Source organism: Massilia mucilaginosa, assembly GCF_011682145.1.
GTDB lineage: Bacteria > Pseudomonadota > Gammaproteobacteria > Burkholderiales > Burkholderiaceae_D > Telluria_A > Telluria_A mucilaginosa.
Genome location: NZ_WHJH01000054.1, coordinates 33,741 through 48,065, shown reverse-complemented (window position 1 = coordinate 48,065; position 14,325 = coordinate 33,741). Strand labels below are relative to the sequence as shown.

Below are 14,325 nucleotides of genomic sequence, written 5' to 3'. Positions count from 1 at the left end.
TGGAGGGGATCGTGGGAGGTCAATGGCAAGAGAAAGGGCATCTGAGAACATAGTTCCAGAAGTTAACACTTCTGGGATTTGTTTACAAGAAGCGACAGTCAAGAGCTTAACTTAACGGCATTAGGGTCTGACCTCGGTTAAGCAAGAATGTTAAATGTTTCGAGTCAGAGCTCTGACCCCGGTTGGCGGGGCAGGAAATAGCCGGAGGCTTATTTGTCCTGGGCGTCGATGTCGGCCAGCGATTCGCGGCCTTTGTCGGTAACGTTGTGGCCGCCCGCTTCGAGCGCGACGATGTGGGATTTTTTGCCGAGGAAGACCAGCACGTCGGCGTCAACCAGCGCCGCCGGATCGGCCAGCAGCGCGCGCAAGCCGGCGATGCAGCGGCGCAAGAACAGCACTTGCTGCCCTTTGTCCGTCAGCGCAAGCTTGCCGTCTTTGCTGTACTGGATCATTTTCAGGCCCGCCAGACGCTTGGCGTTGCGCCCGACGCAGGCGTTGAAGCGGTCATGCCTCGCCCCGCCCAGAATATGTCCGAGCGCGTCGTATTCGTCTGTCGTCAATTTCTCGTTCTTCATTGCTGATTTCCATGTGGCCAATTTTCGGCCCCCATGGTAACCGCGCAGGCTGCCCGGGGCAACCTGCATTCGCTGACAACACTTATTTTAGTGTGCGGAACAGGAACCAGACCGCGCCAATGCTGACCATCGCACACAGCAGCAGCGCCACTTGCACGCCACGCGAACGCAGCACCGAGCCACGGCCAAGGTAGATCTTGTTGTGTAAGGAATTGCCCATCACGTTCTCCCGGAACAAAAAAGCGCTTGATGGATCGATTATAGAAAGCCGCCGTCCTTCGCGGTGTGATGAGGAGCACAAAATATAACAAATGTAGATGGATAGCAACACATCAGCCGACTGCCACCGCGCCATGCCTATTGCGCGCCAGCGAATCCCTTGCACTGTTAGCATCATTGCGAGAGCGCCGCGCCAGTGCGGCACTCCCCATACAAAGGAGAATCCCATGCACGCCACCTCATCCTTCCCGGATCCGGCCCAGGCCAAGTCCCTCGTCGACGAGGCCGATATCGGCAGCGGCGAAAAACCGCCGTCCCAGCTCGACACCGAGGAGATGATCCGCCAGATCCCGGCCCTGCCGCCGTCGGACCAGAACGATGCCGACAACGACAGCGACACCGACACATCGGCCGCCGGACAATTCGACGGCGGCGAGAACCGCGGCAAGCGCGAACACGACGCCTCGCTCGAACGTGACGAGCCGAGCGAACAACTCGACCAGCTCGATCCGGTACCGCCCAAGGGCCAGTAAGCGCCCATCAAGCGGCCGGCGCGCAGCAATGCGTTCCGGCCCGGCATGCAAACAGGCGCGCAACGCTCAAGCCGGATTCGTACGCGAACAGGCACGTCAGGCCAGCCGGCGTCGACGCGACGCAGCGCGGGCCAGCGGCGGTCTCACCCGGACAGCGGCAACGCCATCACGCCGGCGGCGACGCCATCATGCCAACGGCAACGCCGTCACGCCAGCCGGCGACTTGAGCAAGCCTTGATCGGCGGCACCGGCATCACCGGTTCTTCAACCGGCGCATTGACCGGCGGCGGCACGTCGTCCGGTACCGGGCTCGGCTTCGGATCGGTCGGCGGCGCGCCGTCCGGGTCGGGGGTGGAATGTGCGCGCTGCGGCGCTGTGCTCGAAGTGTCGTTGTATGACATGGATTGCCTTTCCTCAGGTGTTATCAAAAGTGGTGCCCGGTCCGGCGCACGGCTGGCGCGCGCGTGCAGCTTGCGGGCCTTTTACGGTATCGTTGATCCTTCCGGGCGCCTCGCCCGGCCTCATGACAACGCGTAAAAGGTGACAACGCATGTGCGGACGTCTCGATCAAAACCATACTGCCATTGAATATGTCGGTGCGATGCACTGGCGCGGCGGCGCGCCCCGCGTCGACACCCAGGCCGCCCCCAGCTACAACGCGCCGCCGGGGACCTGGCGCCCCCTGATGCGCGTGGTCGACGACCAGCTCGTCGTCGAGGATGCCTTCTGGGGCTACCGCGCCTCCTGGGCCGCCGCCAGGCTGCCGGTGTCGATCAACGCGCGCCTCGAAAAAATCAGCAACAATTACTGGGCGCGCCTGCTCAAGAGCGGCCGCGCCATCGTCCCGGCCGACGGCTGGTACGAATGGACCGGCGAAAAAGGCAAGAAGCAGCCCTGGCACATCCACCTCAAAACGCGCGAACCCTTGTTCATCGCGGCCATCGGCGCTTGCGGAAAGGAACGCGAGCAGCCGGCCGAGTCGGGCTTCGTGATCGTCACCGCCGATGCCGAGGGCGGCATGGTCGATGTGCACGACCGCCGTCCGATCGTCTTCAGCGCCGAGGATGCCGCCCTGTGGCTCGATCCGGACCTGTCCGCGCAGCAGGCCGAGCAACTGGCCCGCTCGGTCGCGCTCGGCCCGGATGCCTTCGACTGGCATCCGGTCGCCAGGGATGTCGGCCGCGCCGGCAACGAAGGCGCTCACCTGGCCGCCCAGCTCGACCTGCTGGGCTGAGCCCGGGCCGCGCCGCGACAATTTGCGGGACCTGCGCCGGATCAGCCGGCCGGCGTCTGCGCCAGCGCCAGCGCCAGCAGATTGTCGACCTCGGTCCGCGCGACCTGCACGCCGGCCAGGCAAGCCACTTCCGGCGTGGCATGGCCGCCCGCGGTCTGGCTGCGCGTGATCGCCGGCGCCGGATCGGTATCCTGCCCGCCCTGCCCGGTCTTGGTGATGCGGTATTCGAAGTCCCACAGGTCGCCGCAATCCTTCATCGGCGTGACCACGATGGTGAAACCCTTGTACTCTTCCGTTGTAATTTGCATATCATCCTCACTGTTGTTCGCAGCCTAGCATGGAAGGGCCGAACATTGCCCGGACCATGCCAATCGTGCGCGCGCCGGCGCCATTGCCCACCAGGAGCGGCGACTTGGGTATAGTGGCAATTCCCTTCGCTTCCACCTGCCCGCAATGAAGACCGCCCTGCCCGCTTTCCTGGTCCCCGCCCTGCTGGTGCCCGCCCTGCTCGCCTCGAACGCCGCCGTGGCCGCGCCGATGACCCTGGCCGATTACCTGGCCTTGTCGGGACCTGCGCCGACCGCGAAAATCGCCTACGGCAGCGCGCCGTCGCAGTTCGCCGAACTGTTCCGCCCGGCCGGCCCCGGCCCGTTCCCGGTGGTGGTGCTGGTGCACGGCGGCTGCTGGACGGTGGAGTACGGCGGCATCGGCCAGATGCGCAATGTGGCCGGTGCTTTGGCCGCGCGCGGCATCGCGGTGTGGAATGTGGAGTACCGCCGCGTCGACGAGGAAGGCGGCGGCTATCCCGGCACCTACCTCGACATGAACGCCGCGCTCGACAAGCTGGCCGCCGAGGCCCCGGCGCACCAGCTCGACACCAGCCGCATGCTCGCGATGGGCCATTCGGCCGGCGGACAGCTGGTGCAGTGGATCGCCGGCCGCAGCCGCATTCCCGCCAGCAGCCCGCTGTTCCAGCCCGGAGCGCTGCCGGTGCGCACCGTGATCAGCCTGGGCGGCCTGGCCGACCTGCGCCGCGAACAGGCGCTGATCAAGACCAGCTGCGAGCGCGACATGGTGCAACTGGCCGGCACGCCCAGCGCCAGCCGCCCCGACATCTACGCCGACACCAACGCCGCCGACCTGATGCCCAACGGCAGCCGCACGGTGCTGGTCACGGGCGAACTCGACACCATATCGCCGCCGCGCGTGGCCCACGACTACGCGGCGCGCGCCATCGCCGCCGGCGACCATGCCGAAGTGCTGATCCTGCCGGGCGCCAGCCACTACGACGAAATCGCGGCCAGTTCGCCGTCGTGGAAACTGATCCTGCCGGTGATCGAAAACGCGCTCGGCATGCGCAAGTAGATGGCCGGCGCAGCGGGCGCGGGGTGAACAGGCTGGAGCGATGCCGGCGCTGCCATTCCAGCATGCAATGCTCAAATGGCGTCCACCCGCCGCGCTGACGGCGCCAGCAGCACCACATCCGAGCGCGCCAGCGCCACGCACGGCAGCGTGTCGCCGGCGCGCTTTTCATCCAGGCTCAGCCCCGGCCACGCGATCAGGTAGCCCACCTCCCCTTGCACCAGCCGGCACAGGCAGGTGCGGCAAGTCCCATTGCGGCAGGAACTTGGCAGATTCACGCCGGCCGCCTCGGCCGCCGCCAGCAAGGTTTGTCCCGCTTCCGCCTCGAAGCGCCAGCCGCCCGGCCGCACGGTAATCAGATAACTGTCCATGCGCGCATTTTACCCGCCGCCAGCTTCTCGCCATGAGTACGCTGCCGCACAGACGTTATATCCGACCGGAACTATTCTTCGCTATCCGATTACCAAGGGGCTTGAATTGAAACCAACTTCGCTTTGCCTGATCGCCGCCCTGTTCGCCGGCGCGGCCACCGTTCCTGCCGCCATGGCCGCCAGCGCGCCGACCGCCCTGACAGCCGAGGCGGTCAATAATGCGGGCAAGACGCCCGAGCCGCCCGCGACCGGCGCCAAGCCCGGCAAGGCGACCAAGGCCGCCAAAGCAGCCAAGCCGTCGGCCGCCACCCTGCTGCGCGCCCAGGTCCTGCTCGACCGCGCGCACTTCTCGGCCGGCGAGATCGATGCCGCAGCGGGATCGAACATGCGCCTGGCGCTGGCTGGTTTCCAGAAAAGATCCGGCCTGGAACCGTCCGGCACGCTCGATGAAGCGACCTGGGCCGCCCTGAACGCCGATACCGCCGACGCCCTGGTCACGTACACCCTGCTCGACACCGATGTGGCTGGTCCGTTCGACGCAATCCCCGCGAGCATGGCCGAGAAAGCCAAACTGAGCGCGCTCGGTTACAGCAGCGTGGCCGAAGCCCTGGGCGAAAAGTTCCACGTCAGCCCGGCCCTGCTGGCGCGCCTGAACCCCGGCAAGGACCTGAGCCGCGCCGGCGAAGCGATCCTGGTGCCGAACGTGCTCGACACCGAGCCGCTGCCCAAGGCCGCGAAAATCGTGGTGGACCGCTCCGACCGCTCGCTGACCCTGCTCGACGCCGCCGGCACCATCCTGGCCCAGTTCCCGTCGTCCACCGGCAGTTCGCACGATCCGCTGCCAATCGGCAGCTGGAAAGTCAACGGCATCGCGCGCAACCCGGTGTATCACTACAACCCGAAACTGTTCTGGGATGCCAGCCCCGGCGACAAGAAAGCCAAGCTGCCGGCCGGCCCCAACAATCCGGTGGGCGTGGCCTGGGTCGATCTGTCGAAAGACCATTACGGCATCCACGGTACGCCGCTACCGGCCTCGATCGGCAAAACCCAGTCGCACGGCTGCATCCGCCTGACCAACTGGGACGTGGCCACCCTGACCGGCTCGGTCGGCTACGGCACCGAAGTGCTGCTGCAGGAATAATGAAGAATCACCCTCACAACGAAAAAGGATAATCTTATGAAATGGCTTCTGACTTTCCTGGCCGGCCTGGTGCTCGGCGCCGGCTCCCTGTTCGTCTACCTGCGCGCCGTGCCCAAGCCGGCCGATGTGGTCGTGGTGGCGCCTGCCGCCCCGGTCGTCGCCGCCGCCGTACCGGCCGCGACCGGGGTGTCGCTGCCGAGCGCGGACCTGCCGGGCGCCCCGGTGGTCAGCACCGATCTGACCGAACTCGACCTGCCGCTGCGTCCCGGCATGAGCGAGGTGGCCCTGCCGGCCGTGAATGGCGCGGTCGCCACGGCGGGCGCCAGCGGGGCTGCGGCCGGCGCCAAGCTGTTGCTGCCGGTGGAAGGCATCAAGCTGGCCGACCTGCGCGACAATTTCGACCAGCCGCGCGGCGCCGACCGCCACCACGAAGCGCTCGACATCATGGCGCCGAAGGGCACCAAGGTGCTGGCGGTGGCCGATGGCAAGCTGGTGAAGTTGTTTAACAGCAAGCCGGGCGGCCTGACGGTGTACCAGTTCGATCCAAGCGAAAAGTACGCGTACTACTACGCGCACCTGGACCGCTACGCCGATGGCGTGAAAGAAGGCATGGACCTCAAGCGCGGCGATCTGGTCGGCTACGTCGGCGTGACCGGCAATTCGGACCCGAACGCCCCCCACCTGCACTTTGCCGTGGTTGAACTGACTGCCGAAAAGAAATGGTGGAAAGGCACGCCAATCAACCCATTCCCCTTGATCGGCGAATAATCCCCGTACTGATTAGTTGCGGCCGATGGCGCGCAGGCGCCGTCCGCGCCGCGCGCCTAGCAGCATCAGGCCGGCGCCAAGCAGCATCAGGGCCGGCGTGCCCGGCTCCGGCACCGCCACCGAACCATCGTCCAGGGTCAGCAGGAATCCGCGGCACGCACCCAGGCTGTTGCAGCCGTGCGCGGTGATCTGGCCCAGGTCGTTGATGTCGGCCGCGTAGTTCAGGGTCCAGCCGAAGCCGGGTCCGACCAGCGCGTTAAGGTCGAACATCTGGCCATCCGAATACAAGAACGCATGCAGCGCCTTGCCGCCGGCGATCTCGGAACTTCCCACCGCCTGCCCGGCATTATTGATGCCGTAGCTGTAGCTGTTGACGCCGCCCAAGGTGCTCAGGTCGTTCATCACCCCATTCTCGAATACAAACGCATGCACGCTGGCGTCGCCCGCCAGGTACGAGGATCCTACCACCGCGCCGCTGTCGTTGATCCGGTGGGCCTCGCTGTAATTGCCGCCCAGGGTGCCCAGGTCGGTCATCCCTTTGCCGTCATCGAGGAAGGCGTGATAGCCGCTGGCCAGGTCGGCCCGTCCCACCACCATGCCGCTGGCGTTGATGTCGGTGCCCATGCTGCCGGCGCCGCCCAGGCTGCCGAGGTCCTGCATGCGGCCGTCCGGCATGAAGCGGAAAGCGGCCTGGGTACCATCGGCGCGGTCGGCGCTGCCGCTCACCTGGCCGGCACTGTTGATGCCCGTGGCGAAGCTGTTGCGTCCGCCGAGGGTGCCGAGCGACGCGATCCTGCCGCCGTCAAAGGTGACTGCGCGCGACTCGCCGCTGCCATTGAGCACCTGCCCCGCCGCCACGCCGGCATCGTTGATACCGCTGGCAAAGCTGCGCGTCGCGCGGTCGGGACTGAGGCTCTGCATGGTTCCGCCGCGCGACAGGTAGGCGCTGCTGATATTGTCGCTGTTGAGCGAGTAACCCACCACCGAACCGCTGTTGTTGATGGCGCGCACGTCGCCGCTGGTGCCGCCAAGCGTGCCGAGCGTCTGGACAGAGTAAGCAGGCGCGGCCTGGGCGGCGCTCGGGATCAGGAAAGTGGCGAGGAGACTTGATAGCAGACTGAGCTGAAACAGACGCGGTATGGCAGACATGGGGGACTCCGGGAAACAGAACAAGAAAACGGGCAAACCGGAGTCATCCGGCGTGCCCGTCGATTCTAAACCGGATTTCCGCACGCACTTTATGCTGCCTGTAAAATAGTTCCGAACGCACACACTTTTCCAGCAAGAATCATTAGCTGAATGCCATTACTCGTTCCGGTCCGCGCCCACATTCACGGCCGCGTAGGCGCGCTGCACCGCCACCGCCTCCTTGCTGTCCTTGCCATACAATTCCTCGGCCGCGGCCAGCACCTTGGCGCGCGCATCCTTGTAGTCGGTGCTCGACGTGAAGCGCGTGGTGGCGGCGTTGAACCAGATCCGGTACGCCTTGTCGAGGCCGATGCCGCTCATCGCGCGCGGCGTGCCGGTCAGGAAGGTGCTGTGGGCCTCGCTGGCCGGGTCCGCGTTCGATCCCTGCGCCAGGAAATAGAACATGCGGTTGTTCGGGCCGCTGCTGTAGTGCACGTCCAGCCGCCGCAGCCTGGCCGACCAGGCATCCGGACTGGTGCCGTCCTTGCTCGGGCGAATCATGTAGCGCAGAGGCGTGCCGGTTTTGCTGATTTCCTTGCCGATCATCCAGTCGTTGCCCTCGGCCGGAATCAGCGCGCCGCCCTTGCCGGCGCGCGCATACGCTTCCACCACTTCGCCGGTGATGTCGGACGACGATTCGTTCAGAGCGCCCGACTCGCCGGCGTACACCAGGCGCGAGGTGGCGTCGGTCACGCCGTGCCCCATTTCGTGGCCGACCACGTCGAGCGCGCCCAGGCTGTTGAAGGTCGAGCCGTCGCCGATGAACATGCACTTGCAGGTATCGCTGTAGTAGGCGTTGTCGTAGGCGGTGTTGACGTGGGCGGCGATGTAGGTGGCCGTGTCCTGCCCGTCCAGCGCATGCCAGCCCAGCACGTTTTTCAGCATGTCGTAGGTGTTGGCCAGGCCCCACATGGCGTTCACCGCCGCGGTCTGGCCGTTGGCGTCGGTGGTGCTGCCGCCGGCCAGGTATTGCTTGCCATCGCCCCAGTTGTTGCTGCTGTTGGTGAACAGGTCGCCGGCCCTGGTGCCGTGATCGGCATTGGTGACCGCCAGCCCGCCGAACCTGCCGCCTTTGGCGCGCAGCGGATCGACCATCCGAAAGCCGGCGCCGTCATCGCTGGTGCTCAGCGGCACCTCGCCGTTGTACTGGCTCTTGCCCTTGCCGGTGGCGCTTTGCAGCATGCTCCACTGCGCCAGCACGCGTCCGCTGCGGGCGCTGACCACGGTGTCGTGATACACCGGCTGCGGCCCGGCGCGCAGGCGCGTGGCGACCAGCCAGGCCAGCTCGTAGCCGACCACCACGTCCGTCATGTCGAGCGCGTTGAGGGCATCGTCGGGCTTGCCCAGCGCAGCCGGCAGGCGCTCGCTCCAGACCAGCGGATAGATGATCAGTTCGGCCGTGGGCGGGATCTCGGCCACGGCGCCGGCGCGCACCGAGCGCAGCGCCAGGGTGATGGCGTGCGCCGCCGACAGTGCCGGCAGCACGGAAAATCCGGTCTTGGCCGCACCGGGCTGACCGGCGTTTTCACGCCCCAGCTGCAGGCGCCGCTCCGCGACCGATTCGCGCACGATCCTGCTGGCGGCGTCGAGCAGCAGCACCGATTCCGAACCGAACACGCGCACGCCTTTGTAGGTATGGTGGGCGCGTACCACCGTGCTACCCTGTACGCCAGGATGCTGGCTGGCGACCAGGAAATGATGGTCGCCAGCGAGCCCCTGGCGCGCCCGCTGGGCGCTTAACTGGGGCAGCAGTTGCGCCGTCAGCGCGGCCGCGTTCGGCGCCAGCGGACCGTTCATCAGCGGCGGCGCGCAGGCGCCCGCCAGGTGAAAGGCGCTGATCGCGACAGCCAGCAAGGTCGGGCGAATTGTCATCAGGCATCTCCAGGTTCAAGGTCTTGCACCAGAAACGGCGCGGGCGACATCGATTGTCACAGCAGAACACCATGAAGAATTTGCTCAAACGCAAAGACAGGCCGGAATTTGTTGCACGCCCAGTCATCGTACGGTCATGCAAGCTTGCTACTCTCTGCGTTTTGGCAGTGCTAACGTTTTTCCCAACCCAATCGGAGTCTGTTGCGATGTACCACGCGTCCCGTACCACCCTGTCCCTGATGTGCGCCGCCAGCGTTGCGGTCCTGATGACCGCTTGCGGCGGCGCTGATGCCCCCGACCTGCAAAATCCGGGCACCAGCTGGCCGCCGCAGCCGACCGTCACCGCGCACCGCGGCGCCTCGGCCCTGCGTCCGGAACACACCCTGGCCGCGTACCAGAAAGCGATCGAAGATGGCGCCGACATCGTCGAGCCGGACCTGGTCGCCACCAAGGATGGCGTGCTGGTGGCGCGCCACGAGAATGAAATCTCGGGCACGACCAACGTCTCCGCCCTGCCGCAATTCGCGCCCCGCAAGGTGACCAAGACCATCGACGGCATTCCCGTCACCGGCTGGTTCACGGAAGACTTCACCCTGGCCGAACTGAAAACCCTGCGCGCCAAGGAACGCATTCCGGCCAACCGCCCGCTCAACGCCGCCTACGACGGCCAGTTCGAGGTGCCGACCCTGCAGGAAGTGGTCGACCTCGTGAAAAAGGAAAGCAGCGCCCGCAACAAGACCATCGGCATCTACCCCGAGACCAAGCACCCGACCTACTTCCAGAAGATCGGCCTGCCGCTCGAAAAGCGCCTGGTCGATTTGCTGGTGGCCAACGGCTACCGCGGCAAGCAAGCGGCGGTGTTCCTGCAATCGTTCGAAGTGGCCAACCTGAAGGAACTGCGCAAGCTGACCGACATGCGCATCGTGCAGCTGATCGACAATCCGGCCAACCCGCCGGCGCCGAACGGCGCGCCGCGCAATACGCCTTACGATTTTGTCGCCGCCGGCAGCAAGAGCACCTACAAGGACATGATCACCCCGGCCGGCCTGAAAGAAATCGCCACCTACGCCGACGCGGTCTCGCCGTACAAGGACGTGATCATTGCGCGCACGGCCGCCAATGAACTGGGCACGCCGACCAGCTTTGTCGCCGATGCGCGCGCCGCCGGCCTGAAAGTGCACACCTGGACGCTGCGTCCGGAAAACCCGTTCCTGCCGACGAGCATGCGCCGCGGCGACGTGACCTCGCCGAGCCAGCGCGGTAACGGCGCGGCCGAAATCACGGCCTTCCTCAAGGCCGGCATCGACGGCTTCTTCACCGACGATCCGGCTGTCGGCCGCGCCGCGGTGGATCAGTTCAAGAAGTAAACATGCGAGGCCGCGCCGCGAGGCCGTGCCGCTACCGGCGGCACGGCCTCGCGGCGCCAAGCTTTACCAGGTGCGGTTCCAGCTCAGCGCCAGGGTGCGCCCCCGGCCCGCATAGGTCCCGGCCGCGTCCAGCGCCGCCGTCGACTGCGAGTAGTAGCCCACGTACTGTTTGTCGAACACATTCTCCAGGCTCACCCCAAAACGCCCGTAGGCGCTGTCGAACGTGACGGCCATGTCGGCCAGCGTATAACCCCTGAAGTGCTCTTCCAGATTGCTGGTGCCGGCCTTGCGCCCGAGGTTGATGTCGCGGTCGCGCAAATGCGCCGCCTGCACGCGCAACCGGGCCTTGGGTGCCCACTGCCAGTTGGCGCCGATGACGCCCTTGTCCGGGCCCTGCGCACGCGCCGGCAGCGACAGGTCGAGCGGCGCGCCCTGGGTGGCCGCCGTCTTGCCGTCGGTGACGGCGTAGCTGCCGAATACCGACAGCGTTTTCACCGGGCGCCAGTCGCCCGACACTTCCCAGCCCTTGACCACCGTCGGCACCCGTTCGACCGAGCCGATACCGGCCGCGCTCACGCGCAGTACGCTGCCCAGCTTCGAGCGCGAGTCGTAGCGCGACACGCCCACCTGCCCGCTCGCGCCGCGCCAGTTGACGCCCACTTCGTTGTTGCGGGTGACGATCGGCTTCAGGTCGATCAGGGTCGCCACCGATTTGCCCGCCGTGTTCACGCCGCGCAGCACCAGGCCGACGTCGGGCAGGCCGAAGCCTTCGGAGCTGCCGACGAACGCCGACCACTGCGGCGCAAAGCGCCACACCGCGCCGATGTTCTTGACTGATTTGGAAAACTCGGTCTCGCCGCCCCGCACCTGCCTGTTACCGTAGGCCGCCAGGGTGGTGTAGGTGTCGACCGTCAATTTGGCCTGCTCGTGGCGCACGCCGCCGCGCACAGTGAGCGGGCCAATGTCGTATTCGAGCTGCGCGAACGGCGCGTTTGACGCGAACTGCAGCTGCGGGACCCAGGTGCGGCCGGTCGTGGCCAGGCGCTGCAGGGTGTTGTCGCGCAAAAGATCGAGACCGACCGTCATTTCCAGGCCCTTGAGCAGCAGGTCGGGACGCACCCAGGTCATGCGCGCGCCGCGCTTGTCGGCCACGATCTGCGACTGGTCGTACAGCGCGCCGATGGGCGCCAGGCGCACGTCCTGGAAGGTCGATGCCGGCGTGGCGCCGTACAGCGCTTCGAAATCGTGGCTGAACAGCTGCGCGCTGAAGGCGCCGCCGAACAGCTCGTCGTGGCGGTAATCGAGACTGGCGCTGCGCACCTTGTTCTTCGGCGGCGCGCCCGGCGAGCGCCCCGGCTGCGATGTCGTCGGCACCCCGGCCGCCACCACGCCCGGCGCGTTCTTGTAGTCGCCCTCGCCGCGCAGCTTGAAGCGGTTCAGGCTCAATTGGATGCGCTGCGCGCCGAAGCGCTGACCGATCTTGAAGAACAGGTCGTCGCCACGGCTGTCGAGGGTGTCGCCCTGGACGTTGTCGATGCCGAGGCGCCGGCCATCGCCGTCGTAGCCCATGCCGCGCCGCTGCATGCCGACGTAGGCCAGCAGGTCGAAGCCGCCGTCCTTGTGGGTGACGTGGTAGCCGCTCTTCCAGTCCAGGTTATCGGAGCGCAGCTGGCTTGATGCGCGCACATTCAAACCATGCGTGGTGCCGTCGGCGCGCGCGCTTTTGGTGATGTAGTTGATAATGCCGCCGGTCGCGCCCATGCCCTGCATGGCGGAGGCGCCGTTGATGACTTCGATGCGCTCGATGATGGCGCTGTCGGCAAAGTAGCCTTCGCGCGAGCCGGCGCGCAGCGGGTTCGATTGCGGTATGCCGTCGAGCAGGATCAAGGGCTGGCGCCCGCGCAGCGATTCGCCGGCCGAGGTCATTTTCTGGCGGCTCGGCGCGTAGCCCGGCACGTAGGTCGCCAGCGCCTGCGACGGGTCGTCGGCGATCAGGTATTGCGAGGCCAGCTCCTGCTGGCTGATGACGGAAATCGCGCCCGGGATCTTGTCCACCGACTTGGCGCCGCGGGTGGCGGTCACCACCACCGTGCTGGAAGGCTGCGCCGCCTCGTCGGGGGTCTGTGCGTGGACCGTGGACACGGACAGGCAAGCGAGCGCAACCGCGCGGGAAAGGGGCGAAAGGTGGGGCATACAGGGGAATCCTTGATGGTGGGACAGAGATGTTGACGTTCGCGGTACAATGTGAATGATAACTATTCCCATTCAATTATTCAAGACGCATTAAAATGATCCGCCCCGCCTTCGATTGCTCCGCACCATGAAACCCCTCATCCGCTTTATCCATCTGTGGGCCGGACTGATTTTCGGGACCATCCTGGTCGTGCTGGGGCTGACCGGCAGCGCGCTGGCGTGGATGCACGAACTCGATGTGCTGCTCAATCCCACCCTGCTGCAAGTGGCGCCGCCGCCCGGCCTGGCGCAAGGCAGCCCGATTCGCGTGGCGCCCGCCACCGTGCAGGCGGCCATCGAGCGCCTGCTGGCCGATCCGCTGTACGGGCGCCCCAGCCAGCTGATGCTGCCCGAGCGCGCCGGCGACGTGTTCGTGGCGTGGTACCGCGATCCCAAACAGCAGGCCTCGACCTGGAACGTGGCCGTGTCGCGCCAGGTGATGCTGGACCCGGCCACCCTGCTTGTCACCGGCGAGCGCACCTGGGGCGGCTTCGGCCTCTCGCGCCCGCAGCTGATGTCGACCCTGTTCCACATTCACCGCTACCTGGTGGCCGGCGACACCGGCAAGACCGTGATCGGCGTGACCGGCGTGGCGCTGCTGCTGCTCTCCCTGACCGGCATCGTACTGTGGTGGCCGCGCATGACGGCGTCCGCCATCAGGGGCGCGCTGACGGTGCGCCATGGCGGCAACTGGCCGCGCTTTAACTTCCAGCTGCACCGCGCCGGCGGCTTTTTTGCCGCGCCGGTGCTGCTGGTGCTGGCGGTATCGGGCGTGTACTTCAATATGCCGCAGTGGGTGCTGCCGGTGGTCGGTGCGGTCGCCACGCTGGCCCCGAACGGCAAGGCGGTCAACCGCAGCGCGCCGGATGCGGCGCCGATCGCGCCGCATGATGCGATGGCGGCCGCCCAGGCGCAGTTTCCGCAGGCGCGCGTCTCGCGCGTGGCCATGCCGGCCAAGCCCGGCCAGCCCTACGAAATCCGCCTGCGCCAGCCGGATGAAGTGCGCGCCGGCGACGGTGCCACCCGCGTCTCGGTCGACGCCGGCGACGGCAAGGTGCTGCGCACGGTCGACCCGCTGCGCGCGCCGGCCGGCGACAGGTTGTTGAGCTGGATGTTCCCGCTGCATACCGGCGAAGCCTTCGGCGTGGCCGGACGCACCTTCATCAGCCTGTTCGGCATCGTCCCGCTGATGTTCTTCGTGACCGGGCTGGTGATCTGGATCAAACTGCACCGCCCTAAAAAGCGCAAAGCCAGGGCCGCCGCCGCCTGATCCGGCGGCGATTCATCATTGTTTTTCAGGCAAACTGTTTATACGGTTTAAGCTTGGCGACGCCGAATTTCCTGAATGCACGTCGTTGTATTCCGTTCACTCCTCCTGAGCAATTTGTCAATCTCATAGACATTTTCATAGTCTGCCTATAAATTAGGTCGGCACTCGTCGCTCGGCAATACGCTGCATGACG

At 66.3% G+C, this 14,325-nt stretch carries 15 protein-coding genes; 7 read left to right on the top strand and 8 right to left on the bottom strand.

The window, feature by feature from the left end:
* Positions 1-209: 209 nt before the first annotated feature.
* Positions 210-575 carry a hypothetical protein gene (locus F2P45_RS28225; RefSeq protein ID WP_166881542.1) on the bottom strand — a complete coding sequence of 122 codons (366 nt, stop codon included), beginning with the start codon at positions 573-575 and terminating at the stop codon, positions 210-212.
* Between the two features lie 82 nt (positions 576-657).
* A complete protein-coding gene (locus F2P45_RS28220) occupies positions 658-795 on the bottom strand; it encodes a hypothetical protein (protein ID WP_166881541.1) in 138 nt (45 codons plus the stop codon).
* Between the two features lie 226 nt (positions 796-1,021).
* Between F2P45_RS28220 and F2P45_RS28215 the strand changes: the two genes are divergently transcribed.
* Complete coding sequence (locus F2P45_RS28215; RefSeq protein ID WP_166881540.1) at positions 1,022-1,327, top strand: hypothetical protein; 306 nt, start codon at positions 1,022-1,024, stop codon at positions 1,325-1,327.
* Between the two features lie 206 nt (positions 1,328-1,533).
* Here the strand turns inward: F2P45_RS28215 and F2P45_RS28210 are convergent, their stop codons facing one another.
* A complete protein-coding gene (locus F2P45_RS28210; RefSeq protein ID WP_166881539.1) occupies positions 1,534-1,728 on the bottom strand; it encodes a hypothetical protein in 195 nt (64 codons plus the stop codon).
* A gap of 149 nt (positions 1,729-1,877) precedes the next feature.
* On the opposite strand from F2P45_RS28210, the gene F2P45_RS28205 reads away from it, so the two are divergent.
* Positions 1,878-2,561, top strand: coding sequence for an SOS response-associated peptidase family protein (locus F2P45_RS28205; RefSeq protein WP_166881538.1), 684 nt, complete (start codon positions 1,878-1,880; stop codon positions 2,559-2,561).
* Positions 2,562-2,602: 41 nt separating this feature from the next.
* On the opposite strand, the gene F2P45_RS28200 is transcribed toward F2P45_RS28205, so the two are convergent.
* Complete coding sequence (locus F2P45_RS28200; protein WP_166881537.1) at positions 2,603-2,869, bottom strand: hypothetical protein; 267 nt, start codon at positions 2,867-2,869, stop codon at positions 2,603-2,605.
* 145 nt (positions 2,870-3,014) lie between these two features.
* Here F2P45_RS28200 and F2P45_RS28195 point away from each other — a divergent pair, with 145 nt between their 5' ends.
* Entirely contained in the window at positions 3,015-3,926 is a 912-nt protein-coding gene (locus tag F2P45_RS28195; RefSeq protein WP_229505344.1) for an alpha/beta hydrolase family protein, read from the top strand.
* 71 nt (positions 3,927-3,997) lie between these two features.
* Here the strand turns inward: F2P45_RS28195 and F2P45_RS28190 are convergent, their stop codons facing one another.
* The gene (locus F2P45_RS28190; RefSeq protein WP_166881536.1) at positions 3,998-4,294 is read right to left on the bottom strand and encodes a 2Fe-2S iron-sulfur cluster-binding protein; all 297 of its coding nucleotides are present in this window, start codon (positions 4,292-4,294) and stop codon (positions 3,998-4,000) included.
* Positions 4,295-4,400: 106 nt separating this feature from the next.
* On the opposite strand from F2P45_RS28190, the gene F2P45_RS28185 reads away from it, so the two are divergent.
* The gene (locus F2P45_RS28185) at positions 4,401-5,435 is read left to right on the top strand and encodes a L,D-transpeptidase family protein (protein WP_229505343.1); all 1,035 of its coding nucleotides are present in this window, start codon (positions 4,401-4,403) and stop codon (positions 5,433-5,435) included.
* Positions 5,436-5,471: 36 nt separating this feature from the next.
* The gene (locus F2P45_RS28180; protein WP_166881535.1) at positions 5,472-6,203 is read left to right on the top strand and encodes a M23 family metallopeptidase; all 732 of its coding nucleotides are present in this window, start codon (positions 5,472-5,474) and stop codon (positions 6,201-6,203) included.
* Positions 6,204-6,215: 12 nt separating this feature from the next.
* On the opposite strand, the gene F2P45_RS28175 is transcribed toward F2P45_RS28180, so the two are convergent.
* Together F2P45_RS28175 and F2P45_RS28170 are read right to left on the bottom strand one after the other, a co-directional pair.
* A complete protein-coding gene (locus F2P45_RS28175; RefSeq protein WP_166881534.1) occupies positions 6,216-7,352 on the bottom strand; it encodes an HAF repeat-containing PEP-CTERM protein in 1,137 nt (378 codons plus the stop codon).
* 156 nt (positions 7,353-7,508) lie between these two features.
* Positions 7,509-9,263, bottom strand: a complete 1,755-nt coding sequence (locus F2P45_RS28170; RefSeq protein ID WP_166881533.1) for a M4 family metallopeptidase — start codon at positions 9,261-9,263, stop codon at positions 7,509-7,511.
* A 206-nt stretch (positions 9,264-9,469) separates the two neighbouring features.
* Here F2P45_RS28170 and F2P45_RS28165 point away from each other — a divergent pair, with 206 nt between their 5' ends.
* Positions 9,470-10,630, top strand: coding sequence for a glycerophosphodiester phosphodiesterase (locus tag F2P45_RS28165; protein WP_166881532.1), 1,161 nt, complete (start codon positions 9,470-9,472; stop codon positions 10,628-10,630).
* 63 nt (positions 10,631-10,693) lie between these two features.
* On the opposite strand, the gene F2P45_RS28160 is transcribed toward F2P45_RS28165, so the two are convergent.
* Positions 10,694-12,823 (bottom strand): TonB-dependent receptor, encoded by a 2,130-nt coding sequence (locus F2P45_RS28160; RefSeq protein ID WP_166881531.1) that lies wholly within the window; start codon positions 12,821-12,823, stop codon positions 10,694-10,696.
* A gap of 127 nt (positions 12,824-12,950) precedes the next feature.
* Here F2P45_RS28160 and F2P45_RS28155 point away from each other — a divergent pair, with 127 nt between their 5' ends.
* Entirely contained in the window at positions 12,951-14,132 is a 1,182-nt protein-coding gene (locus F2P45_RS28155) for a PepSY-associated TM helix domain-containing protein (protein WP_166881530.1), read from the top strand.
* Positions 14,133-14,325: the final 193 nt, after the last annotated feature.

Bases quoted from the DNA above. Each gene is read 5' to 3' on its own strand.
- F2P45_RS28195 (WP_229505344.1), top strand. From the start codon at position 3,015: ATGAAGACCGCCCTGCCCGCTTTCCTGGTCCCCGCCCTGCTGGTGCCC.
- F2P45_RS28180 (WP_166881535.1), top strand. From the start codon at position 5,472: ATGAAATGGCTTCTGACTTTCCTGGCCGGCCTGGTGCTCGGCGCCGGC.
- F2P45_RS28205 (WP_166881538.1), top strand. From the start codon at position 1,878: ATGTGCGGACGTCTCGATCAAAACCATACTGCCATTGAATATGTCGGT.
- F2P45_RS28160 (WP_166881531.1), bottom strand. From the start codon at position 12,823: ATGCCCCACCTTTCGCCCCTTTCCCGCGCGGTTGCGCTCGCTTGCCTG.
- F2P45_RS28165 (WP_166881532.1), top strand. From the start codon at position 9,470: ATGTACCACGCGTCCCGTACCACCCTGTCCCTGATGTGCGCCGCCAGC.
- F2P45_RS28175 (WP_166881534.1), bottom strand. From the start codon at position 7,352: ATGTCTGCCATACCGCGTCTGTTTCAGCTCAGTCTGCTATCAAGTCTC.
- F2P45_RS28210 (WP_166881539.1), bottom strand. From the start codon at position 1,728: ATGTCATACAACGACACTTCGAGCACAGCGCCGCAGCGCGCACATTCC.
- F2P45_RS28225 (WP_166881542.1), bottom strand. From the start codon at position 575: ATGAAGAACGAGAAATTGACGACAGACGAATACGACGCGCTCGGACAT.
- F2P45_RS28155 (WP_166881530.1), top strand. From the start codon at position 12,951: ATGAAACCCCTCATCCGCTTTATCCATCTGTGGGCCGGACTGATTTTC.
- F2P45_RS28220 (WP_166881541.1), bottom strand. From the start codon at position 795: ATGGGCAATTCCTTACACAACAAGATCTACCTTGGCCGTGGCTCGGTG.
- F2P45_RS28215 (WP_166881540.1), top strand. From the start codon at position 1,022: ATGCACGCCACCTCATCCTTCCCGGATCCGGCCCAGGCCAAGTCCCTC.
- F2P45_RS28200 (WP_166881537.1), bottom strand. From the start codon at position 2,869: ATGCAAATTACAACGGAAGAGTACAAGGGTTTCACCATCGTGGTCACG.
- F2P45_RS28170 (WP_166881533.1), bottom strand. From the start codon at position 9,263: ATGACAATTCGCCCGACCTTGCTGGCTGTCGCGATCAGCGCCTTTCAC.
- F2P45_RS28190 (WP_166881536.1), bottom strand. From the start codon at position 4,294: ATGGACAGTTATCTGATTACCGTGCGGCCGGGCGGCTGGCGCTTCGAG.